Origin of the sequence: Priestia megaterium (assembly GCF_046599315.1) — a bacterium.
Lineage (GTDB): Bacteria > Bacillota > Bacilli > Bacillales > Bacillaceae_H > Priestia > Priestia megaterium_F.
Genome location: NZ_JBKIKC010000011.1, coordinates 57,162 through 80,180 on the forward strand (window position 1 = coordinate 57,162; position 23,019 = coordinate 80,180).

At 33.0% G+C, this 23,019-nt stretch carries 21 protein-coding genes; 9 read left to right on the top strand and 12 right to left on the bottom strand.

Features of this window, described 5'->3' with window-relative positions:
* Positions 1-40: 40 nt before the first annotated feature.
* The gene (locus ACLHDF_RS23675) at positions 41-778 is read left to right on the top strand and encodes a hypothetical protein (RefSeq protein ID WP_413921037.1); all 738 of its coding nucleotides are present in this window, start codon (positions 41-43) and stop codon (positions 776-778) included.
* 1,279 nt (positions 779-2,057) lie between these two features.
* Here the strand turns inward: ACLHDF_RS23675 and ACLHDF_RS23680 are convergent.
* Positions 2,058-2,216, bottom strand: coding sequence for a hypothetical protein (locus tag ACLHDF_RS23680; protein ID WP_413921038.1), 159 nt, complete (start codon positions 2,214-2,216; stop codon positions 2,058-2,060).
* Between the two features lie 133 nt (positions 2,217-2,349).
* Positions 2,350-2,490 (bottom strand): hypothetical protein, encoded by a 141-nt coding sequence (locus tag ACLHDF_RS23685; RefSeq protein ID WP_413921039.1) that lies wholly within the window; start codon positions 2,488-2,490, stop codon positions 2,350-2,352.
* Between the two features lie 1,132 nt (positions 2,491-3,622).
* On the opposite strand from ACLHDF_RS23685, the gene ACLHDF_RS23690 reads away from it, so the two are divergent.
* Entirely contained in the window at positions 3,623-3,817 is a 195-nt protein-coding gene (locus tag ACLHDF_RS23690; protein WP_413921040.1) for a hypothetical protein, read from the top strand.
* Between the two features lie 63 nt (positions 3,818-3,880).
* On the opposite strand, the gene ACLHDF_RS23695 is transcribed toward ACLHDF_RS23690, so the two are convergent.
* Together ACLHDF_RS23695 and ACLHDF_RS23700 are read right to left on the bottom strand one after the other, a co-directional pair.
* Positions 3,881-4,423 carry a hypothetical protein gene (locus ACLHDF_RS23695; protein ID WP_413921041.1) on the bottom strand — a complete coding sequence of 181 codons (543 nt, stop codon included), beginning with the start codon at positions 4,421-4,423 and terminating at the stop codon, positions 3,881-3,883.
* Positions 4,424-4,709: 286 nt separating this feature from the next.
* Complete coding sequence (locus ACLHDF_RS23700) at positions 4,710-4,868, bottom strand: hypothetical protein (protein WP_413921042.1); 159 nt, start codon at positions 4,866-4,868, stop codon at positions 4,710-4,712.
* 168 nt (positions 4,869-5,036) lie between these two features.
* Between ACLHDF_RS23700 and ACLHDF_RS23705 the strand changes: the two genes are divergently transcribed.
* Positions 5,037-5,576 (top strand): hypothetical protein, encoded by a 540-nt coding sequence (locus ACLHDF_RS23705; protein WP_413921043.1) that lies wholly within the window; start codon positions 5,037-5,039, stop codon positions 5,574-5,576.
* A gap of 447 nt (positions 5,577-6,023) precedes the next feature.
* Here ACLHDF_RS23705 and ACLHDF_RS23710 read toward each other — a convergent pair whose 3' ends face one another.
* The 4 genes from ACLHDF_RS23710 to ACLHDF_RS23725 all read right to left on the bottom strand — a co-directional run bounded on the left by ACLHDF_RS23710 (position 6,024) and on the right by ACLHDF_RS23725 (position 9,936).
* Positions 6,024-6,431, bottom strand: a complete 408-nt coding sequence (locus ACLHDF_RS23710; protein ID WP_413921044.1) for a DUF1259 domain-containing protein — start codon at positions 6,429-6,431, stop codon at positions 6,024-6,026.
* A gap of 911 nt (positions 6,432-7,342) precedes the next feature.
* Entirely contained in the window at positions 7,343-7,684 is a 342-nt protein-coding gene (locus ACLHDF_RS23715; RefSeq protein ID WP_413921045.1) for a hypothetical protein, read from the bottom strand.
* Positions 7,685-8,114: 430 nt separating this feature from the next.
* The gene (locus ACLHDF_RS23720) at positions 8,115-8,273 is read right to left on the bottom strand and encodes a YjcZ family sporulation protein (protein WP_413921046.1); all 159 of its coding nucleotides are present in this window, start codon (positions 8,271-8,273) and stop codon (positions 8,115-8,117) included.
* A 790-nt stretch (positions 8,274-9,063) separates the two neighbouring features.
* The gene (locus tag ACLHDF_RS23725; RefSeq protein WP_413921047.1) at positions 9,064-9,936 is read right to left on the bottom strand and encodes an AraC family transcriptional regulator; all 873 of its coding nucleotides are present in this window, start codon (positions 9,934-9,936) and stop codon (positions 9,064-9,066) included.
* A 656-nt stretch (positions 9,937-10,592) separates the two neighbouring features.
* Between ACLHDF_RS23725 and ACLHDF_RS23730 the strand changes: the two genes are divergently transcribed.
* The 5 genes from ACLHDF_RS23730 to ACLHDF_RS23750 all read left to right on the top strand — a co-directional run bounded on the left by ACLHDF_RS23730 (position 10,593) and on the right by ACLHDF_RS23750 (position 16,194).
* Entirely contained in the window at positions 10,593-11,948 is a 1,356-nt protein-coding gene (locus ACLHDF_RS23730; protein ID WP_413921048.1) for an arsenic transporter, read from the top strand.
* 40 nt (positions 11,949-11,988) lie between these two features.
* Entirely contained in the window at positions 11,989-12,654 is a 666-nt protein-coding gene (locus tag ACLHDF_RS23735) for a DUF2642 domain-containing protein (protein WP_413921049.1), read from the top strand.
* Between the two features lie 380 nt (positions 12,655-13,034).
* Positions 13,035-14,152 (top strand): IS3 family transposase gene (locus ACLHDF_RS23740; protein WP_413921050.1). Its coding sequence is split into 2 segments (ribosomal slippage): positions 13,035-13,266 and positions 13,266-14,152, totalling 1,119 coding nucleotides; the frame shifts between segments, so codons are not numbered across the junction.
* 246 nt (positions 14,153-14,398) lie between these two features.
* A complete protein-coding gene (locus ACLHDF_RS23745) occupies positions 14,399-14,560 on the top strand; it encodes a hypothetical protein (RefSeq protein WP_192885673.1) in 162 nt (53 codons plus the stop codon).
* A gap of 887 nt (positions 14,561-15,447) precedes the next feature.
* Positions 15,448-16,194 carry a YqcI/YcgG family protein gene (locus ACLHDF_RS23750; RefSeq protein ID WP_413921051.1) on the top strand — a complete coding sequence of 249 codons (747 nt, stop codon included), beginning with the start codon at positions 15,448-15,450 and terminating at the stop codon, positions 16,192-16,194.
* Between the two features lie 942 nt (positions 16,195-17,136).
* Here the strand turns inward: ACLHDF_RS23750 and ACLHDF_RS23755 are convergent.
* The 3 genes from ACLHDF_RS23755 to ACLHDF_RS23765 form a co-directional block, all read right to left on the bottom strand.
* Positions 17,137-17,925, bottom strand: coding sequence for a sulfotransferase domain-containing protein (locus tag ACLHDF_RS23755; RefSeq protein WP_413921052.1), 789 nt, complete (start codon positions 17,923-17,925; stop codon positions 17,137-17,139).
* 160 nt (positions 17,926-18,085) lie between these two features.
* A complete protein-coding gene (locus ACLHDF_RS23760) occupies positions 18,086-18,745 on the bottom strand; it encodes a class I SAM-dependent methyltransferase (protein ID WP_413921053.1) in 660 nt (219 codons plus the stop codon).
* Positions 18,746-20,356: 1,611 nt separating this feature from the next.
* Positions 20,357-20,962, bottom strand: coding sequence for a recombinase family protein (locus tag ACLHDF_RS23765; protein ID WP_413921054.1), 606 nt, complete (start codon positions 20,960-20,962; stop codon positions 20,357-20,359).
* Positions 20,963-21,699: 737 nt separating this feature from the next.
* Here ACLHDF_RS23765 and ACLHDF_RS23770 point away from each other — a divergent pair.
* Positions 21,700-22,269 (top strand): hypothetical protein, encoded by a 570-nt coding sequence (locus tag ACLHDF_RS23770; protein WP_413921055.1) that lies wholly within the window; start codon positions 21,700-21,702, stop codon positions 22,267-22,269.
* A gap of 91 nt (positions 22,270-22,360) precedes the next feature.
* Here the strand turns inward: ACLHDF_RS23770 and ACLHDF_RS23775 are convergent, their stop codons facing one another.
* Complete coding sequence (locus ACLHDF_RS23775; RefSeq protein WP_413921056.1) at positions 22,361-22,627, bottom strand: hypothetical protein; 267 nt, start codon at positions 22,625-22,627, stop codon at positions 22,361-22,363.
* Positions 22,628-23,019 lie beyond the last annotated feature (392 nt).

A 23,019-nucleotide genomic window follows, 5' to 3' on the forward strand; every position in this document is an offset into this window, starting at 1 on the left:
AGTACAAGCACTATATAACTTTATGAAAGGAGGGAAATTAATGCCATTTAACTTTAAAAAAACTTTAATCGTTATGGAACTGATATTCCAAGATGTATTAAAAACAAACTTTGTAATTCCTTTATATCCAACTACATTTAGGGAAACCATTATACCTGTTCCTACGCCTTCAGGAGTCACAGATTTACCATCTAACATTTATTTTGATCTTGATAATCGATTTAATGCGGAACAAGAACAAAGAATCAGAGATGCCATTAGTGAAACTATGTTGGCATGGGCTACTCATATGAATGAAAAATGGAATGGTGGAACAAACAATGGAGCTTCACAAATGGCGGCTTGTGTAAACATATATGCAACACAGAATTTACGCCCTGCTTGGTATAGTGAATCACCTATTCAAAATGGACTAACAGCTACTAATATAGCTATGGATCAATTTACTCAACTTATACGCGATAATGGATTTAGGCGTTCCCCACGAGCGAAAATCTTCGCTGCCCCACTTAACAATAATACTATTGTCTTTGCATTAACTGCTTTTACCCAGAATTTTGTACCTTTATCATTTATTGTTGACCCAACCTTAATTGATATTGCTACTCTAAATTTTATCACTGGTTCTATGATGCACTCTTGGCTACATTGCGCAGGATTCTTCGACCCTAATACAACTAGTTATTTCAACACAGAATGCTCAATGTGTGTCATGAGAGGATTTCGACCTAAAAATCCTGATATGCCTGATAACCTTTATTATCAGTTTTTCAATTAACTAAAAGTGTACGTATACCTTATACACTTTTAGTTAACATAATCAAAATTATTGAAAATAAAAAAGCCATGTTCTTGAAAAAAGAACATGGCTTGGGGAGATGAAAAGGTTGTAATACATTATATAGACTTTATAAACAGGTTGCATTGGACAATAATCTAATTTTAATAAATAAAATTAAATTCATAGGGCAAAATACTCAGGATTATGGAGATTATATCTAATTTATAATTTCATTAACTTACAGAAAAACTCCCTACGGAAATAGGGAGCTTTCCTGCTTTTTAAGCTGTATATTGTATACATATTTAGTTAACATAATCACTCTTCCGGAACACAGCCAAAAAAAGAACTCTTGGCGTAGAAGGATTCTCAAAGAGTTGGTTTTTCTCCAATATGCAGCTTTATATATATCCTTGATATGACTTTGCTTTCCCAACGTCCAAGTGAAAGGAGGATGTATAAAAGTGCACATTTTATACATATGTTTGTACAGAAAAATATAGTGTTTATAGGAAAAATAATACAGTATTTACTTGCAGTTATTTGTTACTTGTTATACGTGTGAACCCTGTGAAAAAGCTATCTTGCTTCCATTGCCGAGGTAGCTTTTTATTTCTTTTAATGAGATTAATCACCTTTATAAAGATTTTTTTAGCCTTCAGTCTGATTAAGTTTTTTTCGCAAAAAAGGTATAAAGATATTAATAAAACGTAATAAATAAAGTTTCCATTATGTACAAGCTTCATACACTGTAATATATGACAAATGTAAAAGGAAGTGTATGATGTTTTGTTAGGTAATTCCAGAGCATTAAAAATTAATGTTTTTACGACCGGCTTTGACAAATATGAGGAACAATTGCGTAACTTTCTTCAAAGTAATAATCTTGAAATTATAGATATTAAACTTTGTAATGCTGGTTTTGACGTTTCAGTTTTAATTATTTATAGAGATCTACTACATCATCCCTTTAAATTAAAAAGTGGTCACTTAACATAAAAATAAAAAAAGCCCTCAATTAAAAAGGAAAAGTACCCTTTAGGATATTCCTTATCCAACCGTTTTTGACGTTGCTTCAGAATACGTTCTTCTACAACTTCTTTTGCGATTTCAGTTGCATCTACTTCTTGAAGATTTGTTGTCATAATCCTATGATAGTTATGATAAAAATACAAACCATTCATGAATTCGATAAGAATTTGTGTATTCTTGTCTGTACTATTTGTACCTAAACGAATTTTTTCAGTTCATCCCTTAGGAAATCATAAAGATTTTGCTAACAGCTTCTGTAATAGTATCTAACGACCATTCTTTCTTTTTTTTCTTCTCGATACTTTTGACAAATATCCATAATCGCTTCCCCAGGAAATCGAAATTTATGTCCGGCCATATAATCTAGAATGTATTGACCGGCTTCTTTATCTAGTGTAATCATGCGTCATTTTGTTTCCATTACTCCTCCACGTCACTCATCATTTCACATAGAATGTTGTTATCTTTTCCATTGTTGTCGTACATTGATTCATTAATTGCAAGTTCTGATCGATGACACCTTCTAGCCTTTTTTCTCATGCTGGTTGCTCTTCAAAAAAAGCTAGTACTTCGAATTGTTCTTTCAAAAATTTTTGGCGAGACATCCCATTTTGTTTCGCTAGTTCATCAACTTTTTGCATGGCAACCGGACCAATATTTCGTAAAAAGATATCCATGAAATCATTCCTTTTCTATCAAATTGCAAAATTTCCAGTAGGAGTAGAGAAGAGCATAAGGGGTTTTTGCCCCCACAGGCTGTGTGGGGTTAGGCGGAGCCTAACAAAACCTTGGGTACAAGGAAATGTTTGCAAGAACCCCCTCAGCGCACCCTCAAATTGAAGGATAGTCCCTTCAGAGGCCCTTCAGTAATCACACATTTGTGCCAGAAACCCCTTCGCCGCACCCTCATATTTGATGGATGTCCCCTCATGGGTCACTTCATTTTGAAGTGCTTTTTGGAAAAAATAAAACAGAAGCAAGCGATCTTTTTTTATTTTTTTTCGCACGTTCATGATCAAAAAGGCCATTTATTTTTGCGTATAATACAAGTGATTTACGCGTGCTTTTTTATCATTTATGAATCAATTTTTATTCTATAAACGATGACTGTTCTAAAAGAATGCAATTTAACATGCCATCAGCATTTATCTTTTTCATGTTCACGGTAGTTCACATGAGTTAAAAAAAGATTTTGTAAAAAAGAAAATGAAAAACTATGGAAAAGCTGATACAGAATCAAAAACTGAGATAAAAAAATATACTATTTAATCTAGTGATGAAGGCATTCAGCTCTATGAAGGTGAACAAAAAAGTTTACAGGAGAAGCTCTAAAAATTGAATAGAAAGCAACAAAATTTAGTTATGAAGTGAAAAAACAGAGGGGGACCCAAAGGGGACTTTGCTTCAGAACAGGGGGACGTAAAGGGGACATGGGAGTTTTAAAAGGGGACTCAAAAGGGACGTACGCCAAAAAAAGGAGACCCAAAGGGGACATTTAGCGACTTTCTTTGATATCACGGTTTTGCTAGGCTTTGCCTAGCCTATCACACCCTGTGATAGCAAAAACCCCTTATGCTCTTCTCTCCATTTTAGTGGAGAACTAGAATTTGCAGGAAGGGAACGGATGTAAGGGTATAATCATACGAAATGTAATTATAAAGGCAACGAGAGAAATCGATGAAATGGCAAAAGAAAAAAAGGTTTCTCCTTAGGAATTTTTAAGTTGAACAAGCCTTTAAAGCTTATCAAAATGAGTTTATTGAAAAGGAATTAAAGCCCTCTTACTTAGATTATATTCAAGCTTTAGATATGGCCAGAGCGAAGCTAAAAGAGATTGAGCGAGTAGCAAGCAATACTCAAACATTTTTAGGTCGATTGAATAGAGAATATGGTTCCATTAATCGTGTTAGCCCAATTGCTCTATATAATTTCTACCCTATCGTATTTGGAAAGAGATTTGGTGGAATGGGAGTTACTTCTTTAGAGCCGATCTTTAGACGATAAAGCATAAGCAGACTTTAGTAAATGGAAGTCTGCTTTTTATATTTATGAGAAGTCTTTCATTAATCAAACAAGAGCTATTTCAATTAAATCATTTTTAGAAATAAGTTTACCTTTGTAACGCTCTGAGAACTCGTTGAAAGCGTAAAATGTATTCAATGAAATTTCTATTGAATGCTTTTTCTTCTCTTCAGAGGAAGGAAGCTGAGCGAATTCAAGGAACAATTCATTATCATCTATGCTCTTTAGTAAACTTTTGAGCTTTGATACTTCTTCTTCAGATAAAGAGATGCTTGGCGTTTTAGAACTATCAGAATTTTTTCTAACTAGACGCTGGGAGTATTCAGAATACTTTATGACAGCTTTCTTATTCCTTGAAGGTTTTTGCTTACGTCCTTGCTTTCTTAGTTCAGAATAAGGAATCTGAAGTGTATTCGTGTACTCTGATTCATAGTCAGTAAAGACCATCTGTTTTTTTTTATTATAATATTGAAAACCGACCTTTTTTAAATCTTGTTTTATCGTATCTCGACTAAAGCCAAGAATAGAAACAAGTTCATCATACCTACTGCCAGTATTCAGCTTTTCTACAATCTCTCCGACATTCATTATAAAAACCTCCCAAACTTATAAGACGTTTATAAAATATTTTTCTCCAAACTTTAAAACAACCCTTGTACAAAAGTCCAACTTTTATCAGATAAATTTCTGACTATATTCATACAGAAATCATTTCACATCTGTTTAGTGTAATAAATGAGTACGTTTATAAAATAAAAATTACTCATAAACCCTTATATATTTTTTGGGAGCAACTCATCTTATAATAAAAGTCCTTACGAGTTCTACATGTGGTGCTTTCCTGGTAGGGAAAGTGCCCTTTTATTTTTCTTACTTACTTCTTCGAATCTTTAAAGAGTTCTTTCTCCAAAAGTTGAACAAGAAAATCTTTTTTGCTCACATCTTCTTCAATAAATCTCTTGGCAAATTCCTTAAATAATTCTTCTGGTATATCAGCATTTAAACGCTTGAATCCAGGCGGTGTTTTAGGCATGTTAATCTTCCTCCTGAAATGAGTGCTAATAAGAATTTCAAAGGATATAATTACCACATTCAATAACCAAGATTAAAAAAGTTAGCTTTTTAGTCATTAATTACCCATATCGGGAAATTTGAATATCATAGGAAAGATTACCAAATTAAAATTCAGGGGGTTCACGATGTGACCAAACTATTTGCTATCAATGCAGGGATGTCCTTTTTTGCCGTTGCTAAAGCTGAGAACGAAAAAGAAGTCCTTACTATTCTTGTTAACCGAGAACTAGAAGAACAAGAGGATTTTGGTATCAGAGCGCATATTGATGATTTTTCGATTGAAGGGCTGTATGGTGATTTCTTTCGTGATGAAAAGGGGTCATTTATCGAAGGTCACATTTTAGACTATCCTCGCCATATAAGGAAAATGAGCACTAAAGAGCGTGATACCTATATCCAATCACATGTCGAAAAGAACGCTAGAGCTTTTTGGAAAGACCATCCATTTTATGCGGAATTATACTTGCGGGAATTCAAAAAGTATAAGGCAGTAGGGAAAGAGGTAGGAAATACGTTCCGTCCTCATTTTTCGGATGAATTTTATTTCATTACGGCCAAATTAATTATTACTGAAACCGATTGGTACGGAGAAGATTTTCAAGTCATTGAAATCGACTTAACTGACCGTAATTACCAGCCTATTTTCGAACTTACTTTAGAGGAATAAATATTGAGAGGGTTTTACACCTCTCTTTATATATCAATCAAAGTTAATAAAATTTTTATAATATCAGCACTTGTCTAAACACTTGTAATTACTTTACATATCATAAATTATGCCACGAAACATTCTGTCTCTTTCTATAAATGAGAGAAAACACTACTGACGGGTCCAGTAGTGTTTTTGCTTTCCATACATATATTTCTGATATCAAAGCAAACTACTCAAGATGCCGTGAGGCATCTACGAAAATCCTTTAGCAATAGAGCAGAAAAAACTACTTCTCGGACTAAGAAGTCGTTTTTTCTATCTTTAAGCTGTATATCGTATACATCTTTAGTTAACATAATCAATATCATCAGAAATCATAAAAAAGGTATCTCTTTAAAATATAAGAAATAAAGGGTTATCAAGGAGGAAAAATATTTTAAAATATGAGTTTTATAAAGATGTTTATTTAACTCTCGCTTTTTTCAAAGCATGAGCAATTTCTTTTGCAAATTCTATTGGGTTTTGAACTGATTCAAGATGTACATAGATAAGTCTCGGTTCTTCAAATAACCAGTGATTGTGTATAGCTGTAACTGATATTTGTTCGCTCTTTTTGATCTCTTCTAGAAAAGGATTTACTTCTTCTTGTAAAAAAACAAGTTCTGCTAAATTCAAAGTTTTATCCTTTTTAGCGACAGGTTCGAAACTAAATTCTAAAGCAATTACCAAATCTGAACTTGTAGGATGACCAAGAATAGTAGGCTTTAAATTTTTTCTCTCCCTTGTTACCTTACATAAGTTCTTTTTTTGCTCAGCTTCACCCTTAAGAATGTTAGCTAATTCTTCACAAAGACATTTTTCTTTAACCAAGTAATTCACCCCCTTAATAAGATATGCATTTAAAAGGGGACAAGCATAGGTATATATACAATGAAAATATCCTTTTTTTCCTTTAGAATGTATACTATATACAAGTGTGGCTAATATAATATACTTTATAAGAAGTAAATGAAAAAATAGTAGAAATCTTAGATAAAGTGAGCGCTTGTCCACTCCTTTTTTATTATTTCAAATATTATAAATTGAGCATCCTCCTGCTCTTCCAGTAGAGTCCATATTTTTACATTTCTACTAAGTTGAAGAAAAAATTACTACCTGGTGAACATTAGTTTTTTCTCTTTCCTATACATACATTTCTGATAATAAAGCAAGCTATTCAAAAGACTGTAAGGTATCAAATAAGTCTATTTAGAGCATTCAACAGAAGATCTATCTTACTCGCATGAGGTAGTTTTTTCTGCTTTAAGCAACTGACTTTATATATCAAAAAGGCATAAAAAGAAGGGAAGTAAAACGCGTTGATTTTGGAATGTAAATTATCCTGACTATATCAAATGTGTCCATTCTCTTTTAGGTAACTTGCCTATTACGGATAAAATTTTATTTCTTGAGCAACTAGTAAAGATGCTTAAAACATCAAAATATGTATAGCACATGTTATTAACCAGAAAAACCACTGACATACGCCAGTGGCTTTTCTCTTTTTAAGCTGTATATCGTATACATGTTTAGTTAACATAATCAATATTATGAAAACCGTAATTATTCAATTATCTGTCCAAGAGATCCTTTTTGGTAGTACAAGACCGTGAGACCTAATGAAATTCCCCAAACTAAAAACAATGAATACCAAATGTAACCCCAAATTATAAGATGTACATTTAAATCCTGATAGACAAATTGTGGAGGAGATATCACGCGACCAATTCCTATAAAAAATCTTAAGTAAAAAAAAAACCGAGACCCCAAAACGTCAGTCCTATTGATCCGATCCAACCAAGTGTAAGTAGTATAAAACGGGGAAATTTTTGACCCCATGATTTTATAAAAGAAAGTGCAAAGATTGCTGCAAGAATCGCGACAAAGCCCATTACCCAAAATCCAATGGCCACTGACCAAACGCTATCAGAGGATGATTTATATTCGCCTGGAAAAGCTACAGATATTCCCATCCCCCACCATAGATGTGGCACAGCGTATAAGAGGGCCGAAACACATGCTACATAACCCCAAATTGTTGATGGCTTTTTTGTTCGGTTGAGCATCTTTTGTTGAAGCTTCAATGGCCCCACTCCTTTATTACTTTTTACTTCATTTTATTATCAAATGAGAAAAAAATAAGTAGTGTATACCATATTCAAAATTAGTTTACATAATAGATTTTATAGATAACCATAAAAGAAACCTTTCACTTCTACTTTTATACTCCCACTATATCAATTGAAGTTAATTAATTTTTTTATAATATCAACGCTTGTCCAAGCACTTGGAATTAAGTTGAATATCATAAATTATAAACCATCCTATCTATGAGTGTTAAAAAAGCTACTTGAACTATCCTCAAGTAGTTTTTTTATTTTTTAGACTGTATATGGTATACAGAGTTAGTTAACATAAAACCCATTATCAGCAATTGCTAAGTGTGTACAGGAAAGGTAAATAAAAAAAGCTAGCATCTAGCTAACTTTTTTTCAAAGAAATTAGATTTAATGATTAACATCCTCCAACAAAGCCGCCAAAACAAGAAGCACCGATAATGATTAATAAGATAAACAGGACAATAATTAAAGCAAAACCACTGCCAAAACCACAGCCGCCACCATAACCATATCCGCCATAGCAGCAACCGCCACCATAACCTCCAAAGCCCATATTTTCACCCCCCTATATGCTTAATACTCTTAAGATATGTATAGAAAATTAAAATGCCAGCCCATACTCTGAACTCGTAGAAATAATAGGATTTTTGTAGATATATATAAACCCTTTAGGTTAGTTTACATAGAATGAATGAACCATCCGATTTAAGCCCCGTAGATCAGTTACCCTCCCTAACGAATTTGCAGTTGTTAAAAAACAGAAAAACTCCCTGCCGCCTGGGAGTTTTTCTATTTTTGTAGATAATATTATATATATGTTTAGTTAGCGTAATGGATTTTATTGGAATTCATCATCTGGGAATATTTTGAATATTCTTAGAGAAGGCTCTAAGAATGCCACTTCGATAAAGTCATCTCTATTTTGAAGGAAAAAACAATCTGTCTTCCAATACAGATTGTTTTTTCTTTTTATGACTTTATAAATTATGAAGGTGAAAATAAAGTTAAAATGATTGTAGGTGTGGAACGAAGATTATTCGAGCTACATTATATGCCTTCATTTTCCTTTAGGTAACTTGCCTAAATTGGATATTTTTCTATCATATGAACAAACTACTCAAGACGCCGTGAGGCATCCAGCAATCCAACACGAATCTCTTCTCCAAGAGCAGAAAACTAACCTTTAGGACTCAGAGGTTAGTTTTCTGTTTTTTAAGATGACTATGATATACAACCTTAGTTAACAATAAAATGTTTTACAGGAAGCTATAAATTAGAAGAGGAGATCATATTTATAACCTCCTCTTCCCCTACATTAAAAATATTTTATTGTTGAATCATCATTATTTTTTTAACACCGGTATCCATATTTCACTTTTAAAAGTCGGTGATGTTACATCCTTATGTTCATTCCATAAAATTTCTGGTCCCTCTATTTGTTCATAATTTGAGGATGGAAACCATTCGGAATAAATCCGTCCCCATACATCCTGTAATGTGTCAGGAAATGGCCCAACTGCTTCAAATACAGCCCATGTTAAAGCAGGTATTTCAAGTTGCATCAAATTATCAGGACATTCCTTAGTTGTTGCTACACCGATATAGTGATCAAGCTCCCCTTTTTCCTCCATTCGTTCTTCAGAAAAATTCACGGATGCACTAAGCAGTCCCAGTGGGTTAACATTAGAAAGTTTTTTTAATTTATTTATCGTTTCATCACTTAAGCTTTCCCACATGGCAACAATCTTTGGGTTAACTCCATGAAAAATTATAGGCACTCTTTCTTTAATACCGACTATATGAAATGCCTCTTTTTCTTCAATTCGATAGTTCATTTCATTTCCTCCTTTAATTGATAGCTGAAAGGTCATTTGTGGATAGGCTTTAAGTGAATAACCATTCTTTTTGGCTTCTGAAGGAGTTAGACCATGTAAGTTTTGAAAAGCTCTTGTAAAAGAATCTGGTGAGCTATATCCGTATTTGATCGCAATATCAATGACCTTCATCTTATTATCTTTAAGTTCGAATGCTGCAAGAGTAAGGCGTCTTCGGCGAATGTATTCTGACAAAGTAATGCCTGCAAGAAAAGAAAACATCCTTTTAAAGTGATACTCAGAGCAAAGAGCTAACTTTGCTACTTCTCCAAAATCTATATCCTTGGTTAGGTTCTCTTCGATATAGTGTAAAGCTCTATTCATATTTCTAAGCAAATCCATTCATATTACCTCCCTTATCATCAGAATAGCAGGGTTTAAATGGGTCTATCCGACATTTCATGCACAATTATGTAGGTTTTTCTCTTTTCTCTTCATAAGTTCTTACGAACTTGAGCAAACTACTCAAGATACATTACAGAATCAAAAATCCCACATGATTAAAGAAAAAAACTACCTCTATCTTGCAAAGGTAGTTTTTTCTTTTTTAAGCTGTATATCATATACATATGTAGTTAACATAATGGACTTTCTCGGTCTCTTTAAAAGATAGACATTAAGCATAATGGATAAAACAAAGGACCCAACAAATACAAAAAACACTGGCTAAGCTTTAGCCAGTGTTTTTTGTATTTAGATAGACACTCTGAAGAAGGTGTTTCCTCAGAAAAACGGATGATTCTAAGAATACAAATTACATTCTATTCATTGACCTATTTTTAGGTGAATTATCTATCAGGATAACATTTAACAAATAGATTACTAAAAAATAGTCGCTTCTCCTTGGAGTACATTTATACTAAATGGACAAACATACATATTGGATAATATAGGTATTATATTCATTCCCCCTATGAAGAATGACGAATATACATATAAGGAAATAATCATAGATAGACAACTTAATTATGTTTGTCGAAAGAGGGGAATGGATAAGAATGAATTTCGAAATTGGAATGACTATTTTTGTATTCATCATGACAATGTCGATCATCTTTTGGAGGCCAAAAGGAATTAATGAAGCTTGGCCAGCCTCAATCGGTGCGCTAATCATTTTATTGATGGGCGTGGTATCACGTGGAGACATTGTAGATATTATTAGTAAAATTGGCGGAGCGTCTATTACCATAATAGCAACCATTGTAATGGCTGTTATACTAGAGAGTTTCGGTTTTTTTCATTGGGCAGCCGCACGAATTGCAAATCTAGCTAGGGGGTCAGGACATCGTTTATATTGGCATATACAGTTGCTCTGTTTTTTAATGACACTTTTATTTAACAACGATGGAAGTATTTTAATTACAACCCCCATTTTAATTCTACTCTTAAAAAACCTCAAACTAAAACCTCACCAACAAATTCCTTATCTTCTTAGTGGGGCATTAACAGCTACCGCTTCTAGTGCACCTATTGGTGTAAGTAACATTGTCAACTTAATTGCCTTAAAGATTGTTCATATGAGTCTATATATGCACACAGCCATGATGTTCGTTCCAGCAACCCTAGGATTACTATTTATGTCCTGGCTAATGTATATGGTTGTTAAAAATAAACTTCCCACAAAATTGCCTACTGTTTCGTATGATATTGAAGAAATCTTTTTTACAAAACATTTTCATCCTTTAAAAGGAAATATTTCTGTGGAAACCAAACGTAAACGCACTCAGTTTATGTTGAAAGTCTTATTATTTGTATTCATCATGCGTTGCCTCCTCTTTGTTGCCTCTTATTTTTCAATTCCTATTGAACTAGTTGCAGTCCTTGGATCCCTCGTTCTACTTATATGGCGATGGTATTATTTACGAACAAATCCTATAGACATTTTGAAAAAGACACCTTGGCATATCCTTATATTTGCCTTTTCAATGTATGTCATTATATACGGACTTCATAATGCTGGATTAACCACTATGCTTGTACATTTATGTGAACCACTTGTAAACCAAGGATTATTTCAAGCCAGTTTTATTATGGGAGGACTTGTTTCTTTATTATCCAACTTCTTTAATAACCATCCAGCTTTGATGATTGGAACCATTACATTAACAGAAATGGGACTTGATCCGATTACATTAAAGACAATTTATCTTGCAAATATCATTGGAAGCGATATGGGATCATTATTATTGCCTATCGGAACACTTGCCTCTCTTATTTGGATGCATATTCTAAAAGAAAATAAGCTTAAAGTAAAATGGAAAGATTATTTAAGTGTATCACTGATTGTTATCCCCTTAACCACTCTGGTCACATTATTTCTATTATTCTATTGGGTACAAATGGTCTTTGCATGAAAAGTTGCCATTCTATATTCATCGTTAGGAGGAGATTTTTATGAGTAATATTATGACATTACTAGGAAAACAAATTGAAGTACAGATCTCAGGAAAAGACTTTTTTGAAGGATTACTCATCGATTTTGGTCAAGATATTCTTGTCTTATTTAATGGTCAACAATTCATTTATATTCCATTGCTACATGTTCATAGTATCAAGCTTAGTGATAAGAAAAACCAAATAATTGATAGCCCAACTGAACAATCTTTTACGGAAGAAATTGAATCTATTTCTTATCGGAAAGTTCTAATTAACGCGAAAGGGATGTTTATTGAAATTTATGCAACAGGAAACATATCGTTTCATGGATATATTTTAAATGTCTTAAATGATTACCTTATTTTTTACTCTCCTGTATATAAAATTATATTTATTCCCTTAAACCATGTGAAATGGCTTACTCCATACAATCATAATGTTACGCCTTATACTCTTGATAACAAAGCTTTACCTGTTAAACCATCTAATATTAGCTTTAGCCGAACGTTAGAGGAACAACTGAAAAAATTAGAAGGAGAACTAGTTGTATTTGACGGAGGAAAAGATCCTATGAAAGTAGGTTTATTAAAAGAGATAGAGAATAACTTAATTGAATTAGTCATTGCAAATGGAGCAACCGTATTTTTAAAAATAAATCATATTAAGTCCGTACATTTACCATAATGATCTATATGAAAACCTCAAATAAAATTTCTTCAGTAAACAACGGACTATCCTCTTCTATGTACTTCTTAGAATTATGGCGAATCCTAAGAAGGAGTAACGTTACTCAAAGCCGATAATCTGGTATGTTATAGGCATTTTCAATGACAATATATTCATTAACTTATTTTTAGGTAACTTGCCTAAGAAGAATATTTTTTTATCATTTGAACAAAATACACCAGATGTCGCGGAGCATCGACCTGGTAAGATAGATACACATGGCAGAAAAAACTACTGATCCCTGGGGACTGCCCCCATAGAGTGAGACAAATAAAAAACACCTTTAAGTTAAAAAACGGGTATGTAGTACCTAACAATAACTCGGAGGTGTTTTTTCTATGGGAAAAAGAGTGAGATTGGCAGGAGTACCGGTCAAAGAAGTGATGGAAACTTTACAGATCCGCAACCATACACAACTCAAAACATGGATGAGGTGGCATAGAAATGGAGAATCCTATCGCCTGGCACAGCCCGTTGGGCAAACATACACCCATCGAAAAGGGCCTCATTCTCAAGATACTCCATCAAAGTTACAAGCTGAAAATCGATATTTAAAACAACAGATTGAAGTCTTAAAAAAGTACAAAGAGTTGGAAAGGGAGTGGTACCAGAAGTTGTATTGAACTTAGTAGAGGAATTAAAAGAGAAACTGCCTATCTCTCAAATCTGTCAGTGCCTGGGTATTCCTCGATCTACTTATTATCGTTGGCAGAAAAATGAGCAAGGAGAAGAAACAAAGAGAAAGAAATGGATAGAACGAAAAGTTGGTGAACAGTGCCGTAAACATAAATTTCGATATGGCTATCGAAAAATTACAGCGTTACTCAATCAAACCATGCATATCAACCATAAAGGAGTGCAGCGTGTCATGCAGAAATACGGTTGGCAATGTCGTGTGAAAAGGAAAAAACGGAAACAAACAGGACAACCTTATCAGGTTGCAGAAAACGTGTTAAACCGTAATTTCCGAGCAGAGCGCCCTCTTCAAAAGCTGGTTACCGATATTACCTACTTGCCTTTTGGACCTAAACAGTTGTATCTTTCAAGTATTCAAGATTTATTTAATGGCGAAATCATTGCGTATTCAGTGAGTGATTGTCAAAACGTAGAGTTTGTTTTAGATACATTAAGTCAACTCCCTCCTTTACCTGAGGGATGTACGTTGCATAGCGACCAAGGTTCGGTTTACACATCATATGCGTATCAACGAAAAGTCAAAGAAAGAGGCATCATCATGAGTATGTCCCGCAAAGGGACACCTGCAGATAATGCCTCCATTGAATCGTTTCATTCTAGCCTAAAGTCTGAAACGTTTTACCTCGACGGGTTAACATGTACTACGACTGCCATCGTAGAACAAACTGTCGAAAGCTACATTACTTATTATAACCATATCCGTATTCAAACGAAACTAAACAACCAGTCACCGGTACAATACCGACAACTGGCTGTTTAAAAGGTGTTTTGATCCCTGTCTCGAAATCAGGGATCAGTCCCCTGTTCAGTAGTTTTTTTCTGTTTTTCGACTGTATATGGTATACATCTTTAGTTGACATAATGAATTTTATGGGAAAGAAAGCTTTTGTAATAAGTTACCCTAAAAGCTTTCCATATAGGATTCAGATTATATTAGACAAGCACACAGGCGCTTTCTTGATTAAAAGAATAGTATATTAGGAGAAAGGAGAAAGGAGGGGTTATAGTGGGTAAATACCATGAAAAAAAACATGAACACAAACACAACTGTGAATCTATCCTCCAGAAAGCCTTTGAAAAACTTTTAAAAGAAATCTTCGAAGATCATCATAAGGATTGCCATAAAGATCACCATAAAGACAAACATGATTGTGGATGTCATAGCTAAGATTAACATGATTATAAAAGACCTTTTAGATAGGACAAGCAATAAAAGATTGATTTCTTGTCTTAAATACTAACCCATAATTTGAACGATCTATTCAAGATGCCGAAAAGTATCCCCAATTTAGAACCCCAAAGGAAAAGCTTCTGCTGCAACAAAGGCTTTTTCTCTTTTAGACTGTATACGATATATAAAACTAGTTCATATAATGTGCCTCACTTATATAAAATACTTGTCCTATCTTAGGACAAGTATACAAACACTTTATTAATCAATGAATAAAATATATAGAAACTAATAATGGAGGTGATAAACATGTGTAAATATTATTGCAAGTCAAAAGATAAAAAATATAAAGAGGACAAGCATAAGGAATATAAGTGTAAAAAGAATAAAGAATACAAGTCTAAATGTAAAAACAAGAAACACGATGGTTATTCTTATTAATTAATTAATTTATTAATGTAATATCTTTATTTCTTATAGGAAGTATAACAGGTTTTTTAGGAAACCTGTTATACCCACAAAAAAAGCCTGCCCCTTTTTAGTCAAAAGAGGCAGGCTTTTCTTTCTACGGCATTTATAGGAAATAGACACAAAGATAGTAGAAATCTTAAATAACACCAACACTTGTCCAAACCCTTTTTATTACTTTGCATACCATAAAAGTGAGCATTTTCCTGCTCTTCCAATAAATAGGTTCTCATATTACTACTGTTTGGTGAACAGTAGTTTTTTTGTTTTTAAGCTGTATATGTTATACATCTTTAGTTAACATAATGGATTTTATCGGCATACACCTCAGGTGTAGCGCCTAATTGTTATTAAGACATTCACCTATAAAAATTTTTTGCAATAGTCTAATAAAGCATCAAGGAGGCTATTGCATAATGAGATTATTTAAAGATATTGAAAAAGTTAATCAAACACATCTTTTACCTTGGCAAAATGACGCATTAAGAGCTTTTAGTGCAAAAATGAAAGATAGAGAATATCTCTTTCCCTGTATACCGGCTACTCAATCTTTCTCACTTGGACATCTAAGATATGGGTTTGTAGGTCACCCTGAAAGAAATCAAACATCTATTGAATTAGCCGGTTTACTAAAAGAATTCACCATAAATTGTAAAGGTTATGGAAAATATACGACATTAATTATATTCTTTGAAACTCCTCAGAAACTGATTACTAATAGCACTGTCGAAGATTTTGAATTATTGTTCTGGAAGCAACTTAATAATTTAAATAAATTGGATGAAAAGGATTGGCCCGGTCATATTCCTCAAAACCCATCGGAGCATGAATGGGAATACTGTTTTCATGGAGAACAATATTTTATTTATTGTGCTACCCCAAAACATGAAGAGAGAAAAAGTAGATATTTCCCTTATATGATGATGGCTATTACTCCACGTTGGGTTCTTCAAGAATTTAATAAAAACGAAAGATATGCTAAAAAGATTAAAGAACAAGTAAGGGAAAGGATTAAAAAATACGATAATATCTCTACTCATTCTGCTTTAAACAGTTATGGAAATATAGATAATCATGAGTGGAAACAATACTTTTTAAGAGATGATGATACTGAGTTACCTAAATGTCCATTTTTAAGAAGCTTGATTGATAAAGAGGTCTAAAGGAAAATGTAGTAAGTTCTTTTATTAATTAATAAACATTGTATAAATCAGATTAGGAAGAGCAAACTACTCAAGATGTATAAAATCATCACGACTAACTTCTAATTACGTCACGAAAAAAACTATTGGTGCCGGATGAACCAATAGTTTTTTCTGTTTTTTGAGCTGTATATGGTATACAAGGTTAGTTAACATAATCAACGTTATAGGAAATAAAATAATTACTATTTAGGAAAATTATAAAGGTGCTCTTTCTATGAATTGAGAGAAGCTGTGTATAACACCCCCTACCTCCCTGAAATGTAGCCTAGAACTCGTTCGGTATTAATATTTACTCAAAGATTATCTGAAATCCTTTTAAGGGTTAGATAAACATAGACAAGCATACAAGCAAAATCAAAAAAAATTCATATATTTTTATTATATTTTATGTTTATTTCTTCAACAGGACAAGTAGGTGGATTATTAAACCTTGCCACTCTTCGTATAGACCTTATGAATAAGACTGCAGATACACAAACAGTTCGACTTTTAGTTTTTGATACATTCGAATCACCCAAAGATACCTTGTTAGATGAAACTTTTTCAATTCCCCCAAGTAGTGGGACTTTTCGAAACTTCACTCCTCAGCTACTTTTTCCTAGCCAATTTGAAGTTGTAATACGATTAAATACTCCTAATATAGTTCCTTTTATGACTGGATTAGTAGGTGTTCTAGGAACTATTGACGTTAATGCAACATTTAAATCGGGGGATTTTTTTAGATTTGAACTTCCCGGTACTGTTAGTTAAAATCAAGGAAATATGCAATATTATCTATAAGTATAATTAAATAATGAATGTTTATCACATTTAGAACAATATTAAATAGTTTGCTTGATTTCAATATTTCAAATTTAATATAAAATGCTCAACAGCTCTCTTGTTGAGCATTTTATATTGTTACCAATTAAAATCAACACCTAAATATTTATAAAGCTGATGGTTATAAGGTTTAAAGTATTCTAGAAGTTCATTTCTTAGTTGTAAATCCAGCTTAGGGTAATCGCCAGCATTATTCTTTGTATACTGTTGTATCTTAAAGTTTGGTAATCCTAAAAAATCCAAGACATGATGAAATATAACTTCTGGATTCAAGTAAAAATCTTCACTTTTTACAATCAGAAATTGTTTCATTGGAAAAAGATTCATCCAAGCTTTTAATTGTTCCACATAACGTCCTCTTGCCACATAAGAATAGTACTGATAAGGAAGACTATGATAATTTTCATCGTTAAGCATCTTCATCATTTCAGGTTTTAATCGTGATTCTTCTTTTTTTATAGCTTCTTTAAAAGATAAAAGTTCTGTTCCCATTTTAACTTGATGATGATAATGAGAATAAGCTCTATCAACTGGATTTCTCAATAAAATAATTAGTTTTATTTTAGGCATGATTTGAAAGATTCTTTTAGGTACATGAGGATGAAATATATAATATGGACTAGCTTCCCCTGTAATCCCTTTTCTTTTAGATTCTAGTGATGCCGGGAATTGACTTTGGTACCAATGGAGACCTTTTTCAAAGTGGATATCAAAAAAATGAATCTCTTTACATAAAGCAGGAATAATTTGAGGATGTTGGATCAAATAATTATAAAGAGAAGTAGTCCCGCATTTTTGGGCACCAACAATCAAAAAATCAGGAACAAATTGATTTGAATTTGAAGTTATTAATATACTTTCGTTCATTGTCGAACCTCCAAAGAGGATACATTATTTGTTTACTTGAAGATAAATCCATAAATTTCAATTCTAGTACAGAATACCCGCTAAAAACATGGGTATCTACTTTCTCTAAATTGATTTTTTATGAATCCAACAATCTAAACACTAGAATTATTTCGTAAGCTTATTTACTGAAACATAACATTTTTTGATTCCTAGGATGCTTCCAATCGCCTATATATTCAATTTTTAATGGTAACCCCTCGATTAAATAGGGAAAGACTGAATAGTGATAATGATATGGATCTCTGTCCAAGAAAGTGATAACGTCTCTACATTGTGAAATTCCCTCCAGATTAAATTTATCATCAGATTCAAAGAAAGTTACAAAAAATTTACCTCCCTTTTTCAAAGATTTTTCGATATTCACCAAACAACGATGTATAACATTTAAAGGGAGATGGGTAAATACCGATTGAGCAATTGCAAAGTCAAACTTTCGACTAAATAAATCAAATTGAAACCCCTCATTAACTAAAAAATTTGGTTGTTTATCTAATAAACCAGCTTTTTCTAATTCTCTTTTTCCAGCTTCAATTAGATATTGATTGATATCTATACCATAATAGTTTCCTTTATTTAAATAGTTAATAAAAGGGATCCCTCCCCTTAAAGCACCACAACCTACATCAAGCAAAGAATATTCTGGTTTTAATCCTTTACTTACCAGAAAATCAAATTGAAGTTTACCTATTTCTTCCCACAGACCACCAACTACTTCCCTATGTTTATTATCTTCAATTTCACTTTTAGTCAATTTTAAATCTTTATAATAATTTTTCATGTTTATAAGATCCCTTCTCTTCTTCAAATTTCTCTGTTTGCGCTTGTATATAGTATGCAAAGTTAGTTAACATAATCACTCTTCCAGAACACACCACAAAAAAGAACCCTTATGGGAGTAAGGGTTTCAACTAGGATAAGTTTTTGCCATATGCAGCTTTTTATACATCCTTGATACAAAAGGATTTCTTGAAAGGACAAGTAAAAACAAAATGTATAAAAAGTGCACCTTTTATACATATGCTATTACGGAAAAATGTAGTCTTTATAGAAAAACATGTTATAATTTGTTTACTGATATTTCTACCTTATGAAAAATATTAGATGTAAAAAGCAGCCTCGCTTGCCAATTGTCGAGGTTGCTTTTTATTTTGTTAATAAGCTCACTCACCTTTACAACGATTTTTTTCAGCCTTCAGTCTCATTAAGTTCTTTTTTGAAAAAAGGTATAGAGATATTAATAAAACGTAATAAATGTAGTTTCCAGGATGTACAAGCCATCAAAATGATCGCCTATAAGTATTGAATTTGTAAACCCCTTAGAATATATTCTAGGGCTTTACAAATTCAATTAACCACTAGTTCAATGCTTTAAATATGTTCCTTTAAAAGTGAAAAATTTATTATCTAAGAGTTCATATAATAATGAACAAAAGTTGGATTGATATAATAAACATAAACGGATTTTTTATGAAACCAAGGATAGTGAATTTGCTAACAATATTGGGTTAGCAATAACCTATTTAATGATTCTTTCTTAATTCTTTTTGTTTGGTAGATGAAAAGAATGCGATCTCTTTGTTTGTCCTATTTTCCGAATAGACGAGCGAAGAAGCCTTTTTTTGATTCTCTTGTTTAGCAACTGCTACTTTATATAAGGCAATGAGCGGCATTTCCTCCTTTCTCTCTTTCTGATGTTCTCTATGTGTTCTAAAAGTTTAAATCGAGCCCATACTCATTCAATCGTTCCTGGAGAAAATCAACTTTTTTGTTTGAGTCAATTATTAACTCTTGTTGTTAAGCAAAATCTTGCATAAGCACATTTGATTTTTCGTTTACACCGTTATTATAATGCTCATTTTCAGTAGATATTTCTGTAACGCATAGAGTTATAAAATCTTTCTTATACGTTGGTATTAGGCCTTTTCTGGACGTTTCAAGGGTTATACCAGTTTTTTAAAATATCTGTAACTCTTCTGAACATTGAAACGTTTGTATCGATGTAAGCTCTGTTACCCTTGTCATCTTTATGGAATACAAGACTCTCATTTTCAAAAGGCCTAGCGTACTTAGTTACTGTTTGTCTTTGAATATTTAATTGTAACGTCACCTCTTCAGGATAATAAAGAGCTTAGAGGTTTCCTTGTATTTCCTTTTTGTACCGGGATTACAAAATGAGTTATAAAATTTTTTTGTAACTGGAATTATAGTATTATTTAAACGCTAATGCTTTTCCTCATTCCCAAAATGGTGGGATCTAATGGGAACTTTGAGTACAAAGAATATGAAATAAAATGATTAATCAATTGACTAACCACAGGTAATTAAGGGCAATTAACAAGCATCACCTATTCTGCTAGCATATCCAACAAAATAAAAAGGCAAAAGAACGTTACCCCCTCCCCTCGTAAGCCTTTACCTTATTATAAAATGTCGCTTTTTTCATTCCTACTTCCTTCATAAATGCTATAGCGGTGATTTTTCCAGCTATCCATTCTTTATAGAGTCTATCCCACTCTTTAGGTAAAGCGATGACAGGACGACCAAGGTGTCTCCCTTTAGATTTAGCAATGTCTATGCCTTCTCGTTGACGCTGTAAAATCGTTTCTCTTTCTTGTTGGGCCATAGAAGTATAAACCTCTATAATGATGTTATTTATCATGTCTATGACCCATTCCTTCCCCGTTGATACGTCTTGCATAGTAGTAGGTAAATCAATAATTTTGACTCTAATTTCGTCATTCCTAAACTGCTCTAAATACTTCTTAATCTGTGCTTTGTTTCGTCCCAGGCGGTCAATAGATTTAATGTACAGTGTGTCACCATTTCTCATTGCTCTAAGCATATTTTGAAAGCCCTCGCGTTCCATATCCTTACCACTAGCCTTATCGCTGTATATGTATTTTTCATTCGTTACGTAAGGTTCTATTGCTTCTAACTGTCTATCTAAATTTTGTTCATTTGTACTTACACGAATATAGCCAAAATTGATTCCCATTGCTAAGACCATCCTTATTTTTATTAGATAGTTCAAGTATATGACAAAACGTACAATAAGGTCTATTGTTTTTTACACGTATAAAAAAGCCTATTTTAAATGATAAATAGACGTTTTATCATTGGATTTTTAGGTGTCTAAAAAGGTGTACCCTTTTAGACGTTGATTTTTTATGGACTATACACAATTACATACTAAAGTTATTAATTGAGGCTATTTGGCTCCCCAGCTTGGCAGCCTCGCCACCGATCAAACCTATCAATCAAAAGTACATAGCTGAGACGATCATGTATAGAGGCGGTATGTATATATGCTCCGACTGGTGTCTGAATCAGATACACACTAACTTTCAATCTTTTAATGCATAAGCGTGTTGCTATTGAATGCTACAAGCAAATTAGAAATGCATTTACGAACTACTTCTTTACTAATTTCACCACAGTAGTCCAACAACATAAAAAACCTACTCCCTGTGCTTTGGGAATAGGTTAGATGACGTAAATTTTTTGAAACAATCTCCAATACGCTTTTTCTATTTTACAACAACTTGATAGAGAAGACACTTAAAATTTTTTCAGTTCGTTAATACCAATGTTTTGTAGTTCCTGTTTCCACGTTTTATTCCAGGGAGTGGTGCTAAAGTTGCTATCGAAATTAAAGGTGAATTTATTAACATAAAAGAGTATAAGTTAAGGTGAAATGAGTTAGTAATATTACTATTGGATGGGGTGGCTAAAATGATAGTAAGAGACATGATTGAAGCTATTAGTGACAAGAAATTAAAGGTAAATGACCTTGCCAAAAAGTATGAGGTTTCAGACCGAACTATTCAGACAAAAATTAAGAAATTAGGTTTTGAGTGGGACAGTGTGGAAGGCAAGTATAACTTTGTAGGAACAGATGAATCTATATTCGATAAGGACATCGATGAAGTATTCAAGAAGAATAGTAAAACTACCAAACAATTAACGGGCACATTTCCTATTCAAAAGAGAGTGAAAAAGAATATTCGGACGGCTAATAAAGAAGTAGCAAGTTCAATTCAAAAAGTTAATAAAAATAGACCTGAAAAGGATAGCGATATTGATAGTGAATCTATTATCAGAAAGAATATGAAAAAGAATAGTAAAAAGAAGATTGATAACATTGATCGTCTGTTAGCTGGGAAAAAAGTAAAGCGAGAATTTAGGGGATTTTATTTGGATAACGATGTACTACAGATCATTGACAAAGTAGACAGTGGAATTAAAAGTGAACTGGTGAATGAATGTTTAAGGAAGGTGTTCAAAGAGAAAGGACTTATCTGAGGTCTATACAGCTTCCTACAGACGTTTTAGATAAGAGGATAATATAAACTAAGCAAGACAAAAGGCACTCCAAGGAGTGCCTTCTAGTCGGTTATTTTGACTTATTGAATCGTCGCTGTTGAAATTCCGCAATCTTAAATACCATCCTAGTGTAAAGATCAAGTGTGTAATCTACAGACACGTCAAACTTATCACTTGCCTTCACAGCAACCTCCCTATCGTAAATATCAGGGTCATATGTATCTAAAACTTTATCAAACTCATCCCGCATATAACGATAAATGTCTCTTTCCTCAGGGGATCGGTCAATTAGTGCTTCAACTTTAGGCTCAAGATCGTTTTCATCAAATCCAGCCATAATGCTACCACCTTTCAAGCAGTAACCTTCAACGGGAAAAGACTTTTTCCCTGCTTCCCTTTCAAAGTGTGACTAATAGCAGAGATTCACAAATAGGGTTAATCAAAAAAATTAAAAGTGTTGACCCTGTGTATCAGTATTTTCGCCTTGAAAAGACTTTCACACACTTGCAGGTAATCTCTAAATCCCGTAAATACTGATATTATCAGTCTAAAAAACGTTTTCATTACTTTTATCGTTAACAAAATAAAAAGCAACCTCGAGGGATCAGCAGAGGTTGCTTTTTAGAGATACTTCGGAGTTGGTTTATCATATTTTTCGCATATAGGCGATTTTTTATAGGGGTTAGCATATGTATAAAAGGGGCACTTTTTATACATTCTCTGTCTATT